Source organism: Corynebacterium sp. 335C (assembly GCF_053525695.1).
The window spans coordinates 86,701-101,290 of sequence record NZ_JASTTB010000001.1 but is presented as its reverse complement, the minus strand read 5'-3'; the positions used below and the strand labels follow the sequence as shown (position 1 = coordinate 101,290).

The window sequence follows — 14,590 nt, the reverse complement described above, 5'->3', positions numbered from 1 at the left end:
AGGCGGGCCTTTCATGGCGCACAGCGGACCCTTCGAGGCGGGCGACCGCGTCCAGCTCACCGACGGCAAGAACCGGAAGTTCACCATCACCCTGCAGCCCGGGGAGCGGTTCTTCACCCACCGCGGGCCGATCGCCCACGACGACATCATCGGCTCGGAGGAGGGCACCACCGTCGAGTCCGGCGAGGGCACCCTCTACCTGTGCCAGCGGCACACCCTCATGGACTACGTCCTGTCCATGCCCCGCGGCGCCGCCGTCATCTACCCGAAGGACGCGTCCCAGATCCTGGTCGAGGGTGACGTGTTCCCCGGCGCCCGCGTCCTGGAGGCCGGCGCCGGCTCCGGCGCCATGAGCCTCTACCTGCTGCGCGCCATCGGCCCGGAGGGCGAGCTCATCTCCTACGAGATCCGCGACGACCACCTGGAGCACGCCCGCCGCAACGTGGCGGAGTTCCACGGGGGCGAGGAGCCGGCGAACTGGAGCCCGCGCCTCGGCGACCTCAAGGAGGTCACGGTCGAGGACCTCGGCGGCCCCGTCGACCGCGTCCTGCTGGACATGCTCGAGCCGTGGGAGTGCCTGGAGCGGGCGAAGGACGTGCTGCGCCCCGGCGGCGTCCTCATCGGCTACGTCGCCACCGTCACCCAGCTGATGAAGGTGATGGAGGGCATCCGCGCCCTCGGCTGCTTCACCGAGCCGCGCGCGTGGGAGACCATCGTCCGCGACTGGCACGTCGTCGACCTCGCGGTGCGCCCGGTGCACCGCATGCAGGCGCACACCGCGTTCCTCATCGTCGCCCGGCGCCTCGCCGACGGCGTCCGCGCCCCGCGCCCGCAGCGCCGCAACCGGCGGTAGGGGGAGGGCCCGCGGCCCGGACGCGGGGCTCCGCACCGGACGACGGGCGGCGCGGCCGGGCTTCGGGGGCGGTACCTGCCGGGGCCGGACCTTTGGGTAGGTAGGGTTCGGTTCATGAGCTACTCCAGCGACGAGAACGGCCGCCCGGGCGAGTCCCGCGGCGGCGCCGCCGCGACGCCGCCCTCCTCGGCGGCGGACGCGGAGGCCCGCATCAGGGAGGCCAACGCCCGCCACCGCGAGGCGCTGACGAACCTGCGGTCGGTGGAGCAGAAGAACCGCGTCCTGGGCGCCCGCAACGACAAGCTGGTCGAGGCGCTGCGCGAGTCCCGCGACCAGCTGGCGCGCCTGCAGCAGGACCTGGAGGAGATGACGGCGCCGCCGTCGACCTACGGCATCTTCCTGGAGCCGGCGCCGGACGGCCGCAGCGCCGAGGTGTTCACCGGCAACCGCCGCATGCGCCTGCCGGTGCTGCGCTCCCTGCCGGTGCGCGAGCTGCGCCCGGGCGCGCAGGTGCGCATCTCCGACGGCGCCCTGGTCGTCGAGGACTGCGGCTACCCGGACAGCGGCGACCTCGCCGTCGTCCGCGAGACGCTCCCCGACGGCGGCCGCGTGCTGGTCACCGACCACCACGGCGACGAGTTCCTGGTGAAGCTCACCGCGGAGCTGACGCCGCGCGCCGGCGACACCGTGCTCATCGACCGGAAGGCGGGCCACGCCTTCGAGGTCATCCCCAAGGCCGAGGTGGAGAACCTGGTGCTGGAGGAGGTGCCGGACGTCGAGTACTCCGACATCGGCGGCCTCTCCGACCAGATCGAGCAGATCCACGACGCGGTGGAGATGCCGTTCCTGCACCCGGAGCTGTACCAGGCCTACGACCTGCGGCCGCCGAAGGGCGTGCTGCTGTACGGCCCGCCCGGCAACGGCAAGACGCTCATCGCGAAGGCCGTCGCCAACTCCCTGGCCCGCAAAATCGCGCTGTCCCGCGGCAGCTCGGAGGCGGAGGCCCGCCGGGCCCGCTCGTACTTCCTCAACGTCAAGGGCCCGGAGCTGCTGAACAAGTTCGTCGGCGAGACCGAGCGCCAGATCCGGCTCATCTTCGACCGCGCCCGCGACATCGCGGAGGACGGGAAGCCGGTCATCGTCTTCTTCGACGAGATGGACTCCATCTTCCGCACCCGCGGCTCCGGCGTGAGCTCCGACATGGAGAACACGGTCGTGCCGCAGCTGCTCAGCGAGCTCGACGGCGTCGAGGGCCTGGAGAACGTCATCGTCATCGGCGCGACGAACCGCGAGGAGATGATCGACCCGGCGATCCTGCGCCCGGGCCGGCTGGACGTGAAGATCCGCATCAACCGGCCGGACGAGCAGGCGGCGCGGGAGATCTTCGGCAAGTACCTGGTGCCGGAGCTGCCGTACGCGGAGGAGGAGCTGGCCGCCCACGGCGGCGACGCGGCCGCCGCGGCGGAGGCGCTCATCTCCCGGACGGTGGAGCGGATGTACGCGGAGTCGGAGGAGAACGAGTACGTCCGCATCCGCTACGCCGACGGCACCGACGAGATGCTGCACTTCCGCGACGTCAACTCCGGCGCGATGATCGCCAACGTCGTCGACCGCGCGAAGAAGTACGCCATCAAGGACGTCATCGCCGGCCGGCCCGGCGGCATCCGCGCCGCGCACCTGCTCGACGCGGTGCGCGAGGAGTTCCTGCAGAACGAGGATCTGCCGAACACGTCGAACCCGGACGAGTGGGCCCGCATCTCGGGCCGCCCGTCGGGCCGCGTCGTCGACGTGCAGGTGATCCAGCACGACTGGCTCGGCGACGGCGCCGAGGGGGAGGCGTGACCATGAACCGCATCTTCGGCACGGAAATCGAGTACGGCATCTCGACGCCGGCGACGCCGCAGGCGAGCCCGATCCTGACGTCGACGGAGGTGGTGAAGGCGTACGCGCGGGCGCACGCCCCGGCCTCCGGCAAGCGCGCCCGGTGGGACTACGAGCCGGAGTCGCCGCTGCGCGACACCCGCGGCTACGACCTGCGCCGCTACCGGATGACGCCGGTGGTGGACCCGGACGCGCTCGGCGCGGCGAACATCATCCTGGACAACGGCGCCCGCTTCTACGTCGACCACGCGCACCCGGAGTACTCCGCCCCGGAGACGGCGTCGCCGATGGCCGCGGTCATCGCCGATCGCGCGGGCGACGAGATCATCCTCGAGGCGGCGAAGCTGGCGGAGGCCTCCGGCGAGCTGCCGGAGGTGCGCATCTACCGCAACAACGTCGACGGCAAGGGCGCCTCCTACGGCTCGCACGAGAACTACCTCATCCGCCGCGACGTCCCGTTCGAGGACTTCGCCGACGGCCTCATCCCGTTCTTCGTCACCCGCCAGGTCATCACCGGCGCCGGCCGCGTGGGCCTCGGCGAGGCGGGGCAGGAGACGACCGCGGACGCGGGCTTCCAGATCTCCCAGCGCGCCGACTACATCGAGACCGACATCTCGCTGGAGACGACGCTGAACCGCGGCATCATCAACACCCGCGACGAGCCGCACGCCGACGGCGAGCTGTGGCGCCGCCTGCACGTCATCATCGGCGACGCCAACATGAGCGAGGTCGCGACGTTCCTCAAGCTGGGCACGACGGCGCTGGTGCTGTCGGCCATCGAGGACGGCGCCGACTTCTCCGACCTCAAGCTCCGCGAGCCGGTGAAGGACGTCCGCACCGTCTCCCGCGACCTGACGTGCACGGCGAAGCTGCAGCACGACGACCACGTCACGTGGCGCACCGCGGTGGAGATCCAGCGCGAGTACCTCGACCGCTGCGCGCGTTACGACGAATCGGGCGAGGTGACGGCCCTCTGGCGCGAGGTCTTGGACTTGCTGGCCGAGGACCCGCGGAAGACCGCCCACCTGCTGGACTGGACCGCGAAGCTGGGGCTGCTGGAGGGCCTGCGCGCCCGCGCCGGCGGCGACTGGCGCCACCCGAAGCTGGCGCTGGTGGACCTGCAGTACGCCGACGTCGATCCGGCGCGCGGCCTGCACCGGGCGCTGGAGCGCCGCGACAGCATGCGGCGCCTGACGACGTACGAGCAGATCGCCCACGCCGTCGCCCACCCGCCGGAGGACACCCGCGCCTACTTCCGCGGCGAGCTGCTGCGCCGGTTCCCGGACGACGTCGTCGCCGCCAGCTGGAACTCCGCCATCGTCCGCATGGGCGGCCCGGAGACCCGCGGCGGGGACTGCGACGACACCGGCGACCTGGTGAAGATGCGCTTCCAGGGCCTGGCCTCCCACACGAAGGCGGAGCTCGGGGGCATCCTGGAGGACGCGGCCGACATCGGCGACGCCGTCGCCCGGCTCCGCGAGCGGGGACTCGCCGGGCTGCGCTGACGGCCCCGCGGCCCCGCGCCGCACGCCGGGGCCCCGCGCGCCGCGCGGGTCCCGTCGTCACGCACCGCGGCGACCACGACAGAGACCACGACCGACCGAACACCAACGACCAGGAGGACGACATGGCTGACATCACGGGCGCCCAGATCCAGGGCGGCGGCGCCGGCGACGGCGACGACGAGCAGGACGCGGCCGGCGGCGGCGCCGGCGGCGGCCAGGTGCAGGAGAACATCGCGGCGGCCGACGATCTGCTCGACGAGATCGACGGCCTGCTGGAGTCGAACGCGGAGGAGTTCGTCCGCTCCTACGTGCAGAAGGGCGGCGAGTAGGCCGTGGCGCTCGTCCGGCGGATCACGGGCATCGAGACCGAGTACGGCGTCACCTGCACGCTCGACGGGCAGCGGCGCCTGGGGCCGGACGAGATCGCCCGGTACATGTTCCGGCCCGTCATCGAGGAGCACGGCGCCACCAACATCTTCCACGCCAACGGCGGGCGCCTGTACCTCGACGTCGGCGCGCACCCGGAGTTCGCGACCGCGGAGTGCGACGACCTGGACCAGCTCATCGCCCACGACCGCGCGGGCGAGACGATCATCGAGCGGCTGGCGGCGCAGGCGGAGGAGTCGCTGGCGGCCGAGGGCATCGGCGGGAAGGTCTTCCTGTTCCGCAACAACGTCGACTCCGCCGGCAACAGCTACGGCTGCCACGAGAACTACCTGGTGGGCCGCGACATGAGCCTGCGCGCCCTGTCGAAGCTGCTGCTGCCGTTCATGGTGACCCGCCAGATCATCTGCGGCGCCGGCGTCATCTCCCGGCCGTTCCCCAACAGCCCCTTCGAGTCGCAGCCGGAGCAGTACTGCTTCAGCCAGCGCGCCGACCACGTGTGGGAGGGCGTGTCGTCGGCGACGACCCGCTCGCGGCCCATCATCAACACCCGCGACGAGCCGCACGCCGACTCGCGCGTCCACCGCCGCCTGCACGTCATCGTCGGCGACTCCAACATGAGCGAGACGACGACCGCGCTGAAGGTCGGCGCCACCCAGCTGGTCCTCGAGCTCATCGAGGAGGGCCTGGAGCTGCCGGACATCGAGATCGCCAACGAGATCAAGGCCATCCGCCTGGTCAGCCGCGACATGACCGGCACCGCGCCGATCCCGCTGCGAAGCGGCGAGACCGCCTCCGCGCTGGAGATCCAGCGGATGTACCTGGAGGCCGCCCGCGGCTGGCTGGAGCGCCGCGACGACTCCGCCGGCGGCACGCCGAACGCCCGCATGGCGCAGCTGGTGGAGCTGTGGGAGCGGACGCTGCGCGCGGTCGAGACCGGCGACTGGTCCCTGGTGGACCGGGAGATCGACTGGGCCATCAAGTGGTCGCTGCTCAAGCGCTACATGGACCGCGGCCTGGACATCGCCGACCCGAAGCTGGCGCAGATCGACCTGGCGTACCACGACACCCGCCCGGGCCGCGGCCTGTTCCGCGTGCTCGAGGTCCGCGGCATGGTCGAGCGCCTGACGACGGACGACGCCGTCGCCGCGGCCATCGCGGCGCCCCCGGCGACGACCCGTGCCCACCTGCGCGGCCGCTTCCTCGCCGCCGCCCGCGAAGCCGGGGTGGAGCACGTCGTCGACTGGACGCACATGAAGGTCGCCGGCGAAAAGCCGCGCATGGTCGTCGTCAACGACCCCTTCGCGACGGAGTCGGCGGAGCTCGACGCGCTGCTCGACGCCATCGCGGGCGGCGGGGCCTGATTCGATCCGGACCCGCCCGCGGCGCGGCCGCTCCCGGACGGGGGCGGCCGCGCCGCCTATTGTCGTGGACATGACGACGACGAACCGGATCCGGCAGCTCGACCTGCTGGCGCTGCTGCTGGCGCGGCGCGGCGGCGTCGCCGGCCCCGAGGTCCACGACCTGGTGCCGGGCTACGCCGGCGACGGCGACGCCTCGCAGGAGGCCCTGGAGCGGAAGTACCTCCGCGACCGGGCGGAGCTGGAGGACGCGGGCGTCCGCTTCGAGACCCGCGGCGACGGCCTGCGCGTCGACCTGGATTCGCTGTACGACGCCGGCGGCGACCCCGGATTCACCGCCGCGGAGCTGGAGGTCCTCGCCGCCGCGGGCGACGCGGACTTCGGTTCCGCGAAGCTCAACGCCGTCGCGGCCGGGGCGCGCCGGAAGATCGCCGCCCACCACGGCCGCCCGGCGCCGACGGCGGGGGAGACCCTGTCGGTGGCCGCCGACGGCATCAACCTGTCGGCCGACGAGCTGATGGTGCTCGCGGCGGCGCTGCGCGACCGGACAGCGGTGCGGTTCTGGTACTCCGCGCAGGTCGACCGGGACGACGAGCTCCGGGAGCTGGAGCCGTGGGCCATCGCCCTGCACCGCTCCCGCCTCTACCTCGTGGGCCACGACCGCGATCGCGGGGCGGCGCGGGTGTTCCGCCTGGCCAACGTCTCCGAGCCCGCGGCCCGCCTCGTCGACGTCGACGGCCGCCCCGCGCCATCGCCGGCCCGCGTCCCCCGCGCCGCGGCCGCGGAGGTGGAGGCGCTCATCGCCCGCGCCCACGAGATGGGCATGGGCGACCTGGAGCTCGTCGTCGACGTCGTGCCCGGCACCTGCGGCGACGTGACGCGGCGGGCGGAGGACCTGGGCGGCGGCCGGTGGCGGCTGCCCCGGGTCGGCGCGCTGGAGGCCCGCCGCATCGCCCTGGAGAACGCGGGCCGGCTCGCCGTCGTGGAGCCGGCGGCCCTGCGCGACGAGGTCGTCGCGGCGCTGCGGGAGCTCGCCGCCGCGGCCGGCGGCGACGCGGACGTGGACGAGGACGAGGAGACCGACGATGCCCGCTGACCGCCCCGCCGGCCGGATCCTGCCGGTCGCCGACATCCTGGCGCTGCTGACGTACCTGCGCGAGGAGCGCACGCTCATGGAGGCCCGCACCGAGCTGGGCCTGGAGTGGGCGGACCTCACCGCCACGCTCGACGCGGTGCACGGCCGGCTCGTGCCCGGCGGCGCCGCCTCCGTCGCCGACGTGGAGGAGCACGCCGGCGGCGTCCGCCGCGTCCGCTCCGACCTCCCCGCCTTCCCCGACACGGGGTCGCTGACGGAGGCCGAGGGCCTCCTGCTGCTGCTCGCACTGGAGACCATGGCCGGCAACCCCGTCACCTACGACCCGGAGGCCGCGCGGTCGGCCGCCCGCCGCGTCCGCGCCCTCATACCCGGCGACGCCGTGCTGCACGTGCCCGCCCCGGACGACCCCATCGCACCGGGCGTCCGCGAGTCGGTGCGGGAGGCCCTCGACCGGCGCCGGGCGCTGCGCATCCGCTACCGCGACGGCGCCGACCGCGTGACGGAGCGGGAGGTGGAGCCCGTCCTCGCCAGCGCCCGCGACCGCCTGGCCTACGTCCACGCCGCCGAGGCGCCCGGGGAGGCCGGCGCCGGGGCGGCGGGCGGCGGCGGGGAGGGGCCCGTCGTCAAGTCCTTCCGACTGGACCGCATCCTGAACGCGGAGGTGCTGGAGCGGCCCGCCCGACGGCCGCGCGGCTTCGCCTTCGACCCGGCGGACCCGCACGGCATGGCGGAGGCGCGCGAGTGGATCCGCGTCGAGCTGGCCGACGGCGCCGGCTGGGTGCTCAACTACGAGACGGTGCTGGCCGACGACGACGGCGGACTGTGGCTGCCGGCGGACAACCGCGACCGCGCCCTCGACGTGCTGGTCGCCCTGCACCCGCACCTGCGGGCCGCCGATCCGGGCGACATCCGGGACGTGGCCCGCCGAGCGCGCCGCGGTCTGGCACACTATGCTCAACGTTCGGCGCCCGACGGCGCCGTGCACACCCGTACAACGTCGGAAGGTGATTAACCGTGGCTGGTCTTGGCTGGCAGGAGCTCCTCATCATTCTCCTCATCGTCCTGCTGCTCTTCGGTGCGGCGAAGCTGCCGGACATGGCGCGGTCCCTCGGCCGCTCCGCGCGCATCTTCAAGTCCGAGGTCCGGGAGATGAAGAAGGACGACGAGGACGGCGCGCAGGAGCAGGCGCAGCAGCAGCTGACCCAGCAGCAGCCGAACCAGGGTCCGGCGCAGACGATGCCGCAGCAGCCGCAGCAGCAGTACCAGCAGCAGTACCCGGCTCAGCCCCAGCAGGGTTACCAGCAGCAGTACCCGCAGCAGCCGCAGCAGGGCTACCAGCAACTGCCGCAGAACGGCTACGCCCAGCCGGTCGACGGCGAGATCGTCGACCCGCAGCACGACGACCGCCGCTAGCCGGTGACCGCCGCCACCGAATCCGGAGCACGCCCCGGGGGACGCCGGCCGCGCCTGAGGCGCAGGCCGAAGAACCCCGAGGGCGTCATGACGATCGTCGAGCACCTGCAGGAGCTCCGGTCGCGCATCCTCAAGGCGTTCGCCGGCGTCGTCGTCGGCACGATCCTGGGCTTCATCTGGTACGGCACCCGCTTCGACCCGGGCGCGATCCTCAACGCGATCGTGCCGGGCAGCCGCTTCGACGTCGCCTCGACGCCGGTCGCGTCGCTCGGCGACATCCTCAAGGGCCCCTACTGCCAGCTGCCGCCGGAGATGCGCCTCGGCGCCGATGAATGCCGCCTGCTGGCGACCAGCCCCTTCGAGATGTTCCTGCTGCGCATGAAGGTCGGCGCCCTGGCGGGCGTCGTCATCTCCTCGCCGTGGTGGCTGTACCAGATCTGGGCGTTCGTGACGCCGGGCCTGGTGCGCAAGGAGAAGCGGATGACCCTCGTGGTCGTCGCGCTGGCGGGCCTGCTGTTCATCACCGGCGCCGTCCTGGCGTACGTCGTCGTCGCCTACGGCCTGGAGTTCCTGCTGACCATCGGCGACGAGGCGCAGGTCTCGGCGCTGACGGGCGAGCGGTACTTCGGGTTCATCATCCTGCTCATCATCATCTTCGGCCTGAGCTTCGAGGTCCCGCTCTTCATCGTCATGCTCAACATCGTGGGCGTGCTGCGGTACGAGCACATGCAGGGCAAGCGGCGGCTCATCATCCTGCTGACCTTCGTCTTCGCGGCGTTCGCGACGCCGGGCCAGGATCCCATCTCGATGGTGGCGCTGGCGCTGTCGCTGTCGCTGCTCATCGAGCTGGCGATCCAGTTCTGCCGCATCAACGACAAGCGCCGCGACAGGGAGCGCCCGGAGTGGATGGACCTGGACGACGAGTCCGCATCGGCCATCGGCGCGGCCGCGCCCATCGCGGATACCGCGGAGCCGATCGGCTCCGGCCCCGTCGGCTCGTCCGGCCGGGTCCGCGCGAGCTCGCTCGGCGCCGGCGAGGCGGTGTCGGCCTCGCCTGTCGACGCGCCGGCGCCGGTCGGCGGCCCGTCGCTGCTCGGCGGCGGGGAGCGCGTGACGGCCTCGCCGGTCGACGCGCCGGCGCCGGTCGGCGACCGCCCGGCCGCCCCGCCCGCCCCGCGGAAGGCCCCCGGCGGCGTCGCCCGCCCGCGCACGCAGCGCCCGGCCCCGGGCGACGGCGCGGGGTTCACCTACGGCGAGCCGGGCGACACGGACTACGGCGACGTGCTGTAGCCCGGCGGGGTGTGCGACCCTGGTGGCATGACCGCCGCGCACCCCGTCCTGGACCGCTTCGCCGCGGACCTGCCGTACCCGCTCGACGACTTCCAGCGCCGCGCCTGCCTCGCCATCGAGGCCGGGAGCGGCGTCCTCGTCTGCGCGCCCACCGGCGCCGGCAAGACGGTCGTCGGCGAGTTCGCCGTCGCGGCGGCGCTGGAGGAGGGCACGAAGTGCTTCTACACCACGCCGATCAAGGCGCTGAGCAACCAGAAGCACCGCGACCTCGCGGAGCGGTACGGCGAGGAGCGGGTGGGCCTGCTCACCGGCGACGTGTCGCTGAACGGCGGCGCGGACATCGTCGTCATGACCACCGAGGTCCTGCGGAACATGATCTACGCGGGCTCGCCCCAGCTGGACGGGCTCACGCACGTGGTGATGGACGAGATCCACTTCCTCGCCGACCGGGAGCGCGGCGCGGTGTGGGAGGAGGTCATCCTCGGCCTGGACGACGACGTGTCCGTCATCGGCCTGTCGGCGACGGTGTCGAACTCGGAGGAGTTCGGCCGGTGGCTGACCGCGGTGCGCGGCGACACCGACGTCATCGTCAGCGAGGATCGGCCGGTGCCGCTGACGCAGCACATGCTCGTCGGCACGCGCCTGCATCCGCTGTTCGAGCCGGGTGGGGCCGGCGACCGCGCGGGGCGTGACGACGGGACCTCCGGCGCCCGCGCCGCCGAGCGCGTCAACCGCGACCTGCTGAACGACGTCGCGAAGATGGAGGCCCTGCACGACCCGGACTCGCGGCGCTCCCGGCGGCACCGGCCGCCGCGGCGGGCGGACGTCGTCAGGCTCCTGCAGTCGCGGCGCATGCTGCCGGCCATCGTCTTCATCTTCAGCCGCGCCGGCTGCGACGGGGCGCTCATGCAGCTCGGCGCCGCCCGGCTGGATCTCACCTTCGACGCGGAGAAGGAGCGGATCGCCGCCATCGTCGACCGCGGCGTCGAGGGCATCCCCGCCGAGGACCTGGAGGTGCTGGACTTCCGGCGCTGGCGCCGCACCCTGCTGCGGGGCGCCGCCGCCCACCACGCGGGCATGCTCCCGGCGTTCCGGCACATCGTGGAGGAGCTGTTCAACGAGGGGCTGGTTAAGGTCGTCTTCGCCACCGAGACGCTGGCGCTGGGCATCAACATGCCCGCCCGCACCGTGGTGCTGGAGAAGCTGGTGAAGTACGACGGCGAGTCGCACGTCGACCTCACGCCGGGCCAGTACACGCAGATGACCGGCCGGGCCGGTCGCCGCGGCATCGACGTGCACGGCCACGCCGTCGTGCAGTGGGCCCCGGCGATGGACCCGCTGTGGGTGGCGGGCCTGGCGTCGACCCGCACGTACCCGCTGGAGTCGACGTTCCGGCCGGGCTACAACATGGCCGTCAACCTCGTGCGCACGCTGGGGCTGGCGGAGGCGCGGGCGACGCTGGAGAAGTCGTTCGCCCAGTTCCAGGCCGACGGCGACGTCGTCGGCGACGTCCGCGCCCTGGAGCGGGCGGAGCTGCGCGTCGCGGAGCTGTCGGCGGGGCTGGACGCCGCCGGCGACGTCGACGGGTTCCTGGAGTACATGGACATCCGCGCCGCCATCTCGGCGGAGGAGAAGGAGGCCAAGCGGCGTTCCCTGGAGGATCGGCACGCGGAGACGGTCCGCGCGCTGGGCCGGCTGCGCCGCGGCGAGGTCATCGCCATCCCGCGCGGCAAGGGCGTGGAGCTGGCCGCCATCGTCCGGGAGGACCGGCCGGGGGCGGCGGATCCGCGGCCGCTGGCCGTCGGCAACCGCGGCTTCGCCGGCCGCCTGGCGGCGTCGAAGTTCCCGGCGGCGCCGCAGGTGCTGGGCCGGGTGAAGGTCCCGGCGGACGCGGCGAGGAAGCCCCGGCGGGCGGTCGGCCTCGTCGCCGCCGCCATCGAGCGGGCCGGCATCCGGGGGCCGCGCCGGCTGAAGCGGCGGGCGGCGGTGCATTCGCCGAAGCTGAAGGAGCTGCGCCGGCAGCTGCGCGCCCACCCGCTGCACGGCGACCCGGCGGTGGAGGCCGTCGCCGCCGACGCCTCCCGCCTGCGCGCCGCGCAGCGCGACGTCGCCCGGCTGCGGGCGAAGGTCGCCGCCGCCGGCGACACCCTGGCGCACACCTTCGACCGCATCCTGGATCTGCTGGGGGAGATGGACTACGTGGAGCGCGACGGCGACGGGCCGTGGCGCGTCACCGACGAGGGCGAGCGTCTGGCGCGCATCCACAATCCCTCGGACCTGCTGGTGGCGCAGTGCCTGCGCCGCGGCATCTGGGACGACCTGGACCCGGCGGAGCTGGCGGGCGCCGCCTCCACGCTGGTCTTCGAGACGCGCCGCGCCACCCGCTCCGCCGCCGAGGCCCCGACGGACGCGCTGCAGAAGGCGATCGCGGACGTGCACCGCATCCACGGCGAGCTCGTCGCCGACGAGCGCCGCCACCGCCTGCCGGAAACCCGCGACCCCGACGAGGCCTTCGCCGGGGCCATCCACCAGTGGGCGGCGGGCGCACCGCTGGGCTACGCCATCCAGGCGGCGGCCGCGGCGGGCGCGGAGCTCACCCCGGGCGACTTCGTGCGATCCTGCCGCCAGGTCGTCGACCTGCTCCAGCAGATCCGCAACACCGGCTACTCCGACGACATCCGGCGCAACGCCGGCCGGGCGGTGGAGGCCATCCGCCGCGGGGTGGTGGCGCTGGGCGCGTAGCCGGCGCCGGCGCCGACCGGGCTCCGTCTCACCGGGTCCTGCGCGGCCCCGTCATCCTCCCCAGCGCGATGAGCCCCGCCGCGTCCACGACGTCGGCGAACTCGCCGTGCAGGTTCGCGGCGGTGACGGCGGCGAGCGTCTCCGCCGGGATGGTCCGCCCGTCCGGGCCGACGCGGTCGAAGGTCCGCGTGGCGTCGAGGACGAACGTCACGTCGTGGCCGAGGTTGCCGCCGACGCGGGCGGTGGTCTCGCAGCAGTGGTTCGTCGTGATCCCGCACACGGCGACGGCGTCGCAGCCCTCCGCCCGCAGCCACGCGTCGAGGTCCGGCTCCCCGTGGAACGCGGAGTTGACGGACTTGCGCACCAGCAGGTCGCGCGGCCCGTCGACGATGCCCTTCAGCGCGTGCCCCGTGGCGCCGGGCGCCAGCGGGGAGGCCGGGTCCGCCGAGTCGTGCCGCACCACGACGACCGGCCACCCGCGCGCCCGCCACAGCCGCAGCAGGTCGGCGATGCGGTCCTCGCACGCCGGGTTGTCGCCGCGACCCCAGAAGGCGGCGTCGTCGAACGCGTGCTGCACGTCGACGGCGACGAGCGCGGGCCGGCGGGGGACGGCGGCGCGGCCGCCTGCGGGGGAGTCCATGGGCTCCGGTTCTACCGCACCCTCCGCGCGTGGACCGGGTCATCGCGTGACGACGGCACCCGCGCCGCGGCGGGTGCCGTCGCAAAGCACCTGCCTCTACCGCACCCCGAGGGCGAGCCGCACCGCGCCGACGAGGTCGGCGATGGCGGCGCGCGAGCCGCGCCAGATGCCCGGGGAGTTGATGAACGGGTGGACCATGTCCGGGTGGCGGCGCAGGGTCACCGGCACGCCGGCGTCGGCGAGCTTCGCGGCGTAGGCCTCGCCCTCGTCGCGCAGCGGGTCGAAGCCGGCGACGGCGACGTAGGCGGGGGCGAGGCCCGAGAGGTCCTCGGCGTGCAGCGGGGAGATGCGCCAGTCGCGCAGGTCGCCGCCCTCGGCGACGTGGTCGGCGCCGTACTGGTCCGTGTACCAGTCCATGTCGGCGTCGGTGAGGAAGAAGCCCTCGGCGAACTCGTCGCGGCTGGCCGTGCGGCCCGCCAGATCGACCGCGGGGACGATGAGGCCCTGCAGCGCCGGCTGCGGCAGGCCCTCCTCCCGGGCCACGAGGCACAGCACCGCGGCGAGGTTGCCGCCGGCGCTGTCGCCCATCACGACGACGGGGCCGGCCGCGGCGAGCTCCCGGTAGACCGCCATGACGTCGTCGACGGCGGCGGGGAACGGGGCCTCCGGCGCCATCCGGTAGTCGGCGGAGACGACCCGCACGCCCGTGCCGGCGGCGATGTGGCGGCAGGGCGCGTCGTGGGTCTCCAGGGAGCCGAGCGTCCAGCCGCCGCCGTGCAGGTACAGGATCGTCGCCCCGGCCGGATGCTCCGCAGGCTGCGGCGGCAGGTACTCGCGGCAGGGGACGCCGGCGACGTGGACGTCGTTCATCCGCAGCCGCGGCGGGCGGCCGCACGCCAGCGAGGCCTCGAGGTCCATCGCCTCGCGCAGCTCGCCGACCGGGCGGCCCTCCTTGCCGTCGGAGCCGCCGACGACCTTCAGCAGCGCCAGGCTCAGCGCCACGTCGGCGGCCACCCGGTCGCCGCGGGCGTTGCGCGGGCGGGGGACCAGCAGCTTCAGCAGCGGCTCCGGCAGGCGGACCAGCGCGCCCGCGGCGGCGGCCTCGATGCGGTGAACGAGGTCGACGCGGGTCGGGGTGCGGTGCGGGCGGGCCGGGGCGTCCGCGCGGGCGGGGACGTTCGGCTGAGGCGTGTCGGACGGATTGGGCGGCTGCGCGGCGGTGTCGTTCATGGGGCAAAACGTTAGCGGGGCGGCCGCGGGGGCGTGGCGGGTTCGGCGGAACGCGCCCGGCGCGGCGTGGTCCGGGCCTTGTCGGGCGCCGTCGCGCATCCGCGGGGCCGTCCCGCCCGGCGCGGTCCGGGCTCCGTCGGGCATCGTCGCGCATCCGCGGTCCCGTCCCGCCCGGCGCGGTGCCGCTACCGTGGG

12 protein-coding genes are annotated in these 14,590 nt (G+C 74.2%); 10 read left to right on the top strand and 2 right to left on the bottom strand.

Annotation, left to right across the window (positions count from 1 at the left end):
- The first annotated feature begins 13 nt into the window (after nucleotides 1-13).
- The 10 genes from QQS41_RS00455 to QQS41_RS00410 all read left to right on the top strand — a co-directional run bounded on the left by QQS41_RS00455 (nucleotide 14) and on the right by QQS41_RS00410 (nucleotide 12,525).
- Entirely contained in the window at nucleotides 14-853 is an 840-nt protein-coding gene (locus QQS41_RS00455; RefSeq protein WP_448850749.1) for a tRNA (adenine-N1)-methyltransferase, read from the top strand.
- Nucleotides 854-967: 114 nt separating this feature from the next.
- Entirely contained in the window at nucleotides 968-2,695 is a 1,728-nt protein-coding gene (gene arc / locus QQS41_RS00450) for a proteasome ATPase (RefSeq protein ID WP_448850748.1), read from the top strand.
- A 2-nt stretch (nucleotides 2,696-2,697) separates the two neighbouring features.
- Nucleotides 2,698-4,239, top strand: a complete 1,542-nt coding sequence (gene dop / locus QQS41_RS00445) for a depupylase/deamidase Dop (RefSeq protein ID WP_448851916.1) — start codon at nucleotides 2,698-2,700, stop codon at nucleotides 4,237-4,239.
- Nucleotides 4,240-4,361: 122 nt separating this feature from the next.
- The gene (locus tag QQS41_RS00440) at nucleotides 4,362-4,568 is read left to right on the top strand and encodes a ubiquitin-like protein Pup (RefSeq protein ID WP_448850747.1); all 207 of its coding nucleotides are present in this window, start codon (nucleotides 4,362-4,364) and stop codon (nucleotides 4,566-4,568) included.
- A gap of 3 nt (nucleotides 4,569-4,571) precedes the next feature.
- Nucleotides 4,572-5,987 carry a Pup--protein ligase gene (gene pafA, locus QQS41_RS00435; protein WP_448850746.1) on the top strand — a complete coding sequence of 472 codons (1,416 nt, stop codon included), beginning with the start codon at nucleotides 4,572-4,574 and terminating at the stop codon, nucleotides 5,985-5,987.
- 70 nt (nucleotides 5,988-6,057) lie between these two features.
- Nucleotides 6,058-7,080 carry a WYL domain-containing protein gene (locus tag QQS41_RS00430; RefSeq protein ID WP_448850745.1) on the top strand — a complete coding sequence of 341 codons (1,023 nt, stop codon included), beginning with the start codon at nucleotides 6,058-6,060 and terminating at the stop codon, nucleotides 7,078-7,080.
- On the top strand, nucleotides 7,070-8,092 hold the full coding sequence (locus QQS41_RS00425; protein WP_448850744.1) for a WYL domain-containing protein: 1,023 nt from the start codon (nucleotides 7,070-7,072) through the stop codon (nucleotides 8,090-8,092). The genes QQS41_RS00430 and QQS41_RS00425 overlap by 11 nt, the downstream gene beginning before the upstream one ends.
- Nucleotides 8,093-8,094: 2 nt before the next feature.
- Nucleotides 8,095-8,493, top strand: coding sequence for a Sec-independent protein translocase subunit TatA (gene tatA, locus QQS41_RS00420; RefSeq protein ID WP_448850743.1), 399 nt, complete (start codon nucleotides 8,095-8,097; stop codon nucleotides 8,491-8,493).
- An 87-nt stretch (nucleotides 8,494-8,580) separates the two neighbouring features.
- On the top strand, nucleotides 8,581-9,783 hold the full coding sequence (gene tatC / locus QQS41_RS00415) for a twin-arginine translocase subunit TatC (protein ID WP_448850742.1): 1,203 nt from the start codon (nucleotides 8,581-8,583) through the stop codon (nucleotides 9,781-9,783).
- Between the two features lie 27 nt (nucleotides 9,784-9,810).
- On the top strand, nucleotides 9,811-12,525 hold the full coding sequence (locus QQS41_RS00410; RefSeq protein WP_448850741.1) for a DEAD/DEAH box helicase: 2,715 nt from the start codon (nucleotides 9,811-9,813) through the stop codon (nucleotides 12,523-12,525).
- A gap of 28 nt (nucleotides 12,526-12,553) precedes the next feature.
- Here QQS41_RS00410 and QQS41_RS00405 read toward each other — a convergent pair whose 3' ends face one another.
- Together QQS41_RS00405 and QQS41_RS00400 are read right to left on the bottom strand one after the other, a co-directional pair.
- Nucleotides 12,554-13,165: a cysteine hydrolase family protein gene (locus QQS41_RS00405; protein ID WP_448850740.1), complete on the bottom strand. Its 612-nt coding sequence runs from the start codon at nucleotides 13,163-13,165 to the stop codon at nucleotides 12,554-12,556.
- A gap of 96 nt (nucleotides 13,166-13,261) precedes the next feature.
- Nucleotides 13,262-14,395, bottom strand: coding sequence for an alpha/beta hydrolase (locus tag QQS41_RS00400; protein ID WP_448850739.1), 1,134 nt, complete (start codon nucleotides 14,393-14,395; stop codon nucleotides 13,262-13,264).
- Between the last annotated feature and the right edge of the window lie 195 nt (nucleotides 14,396-14,590).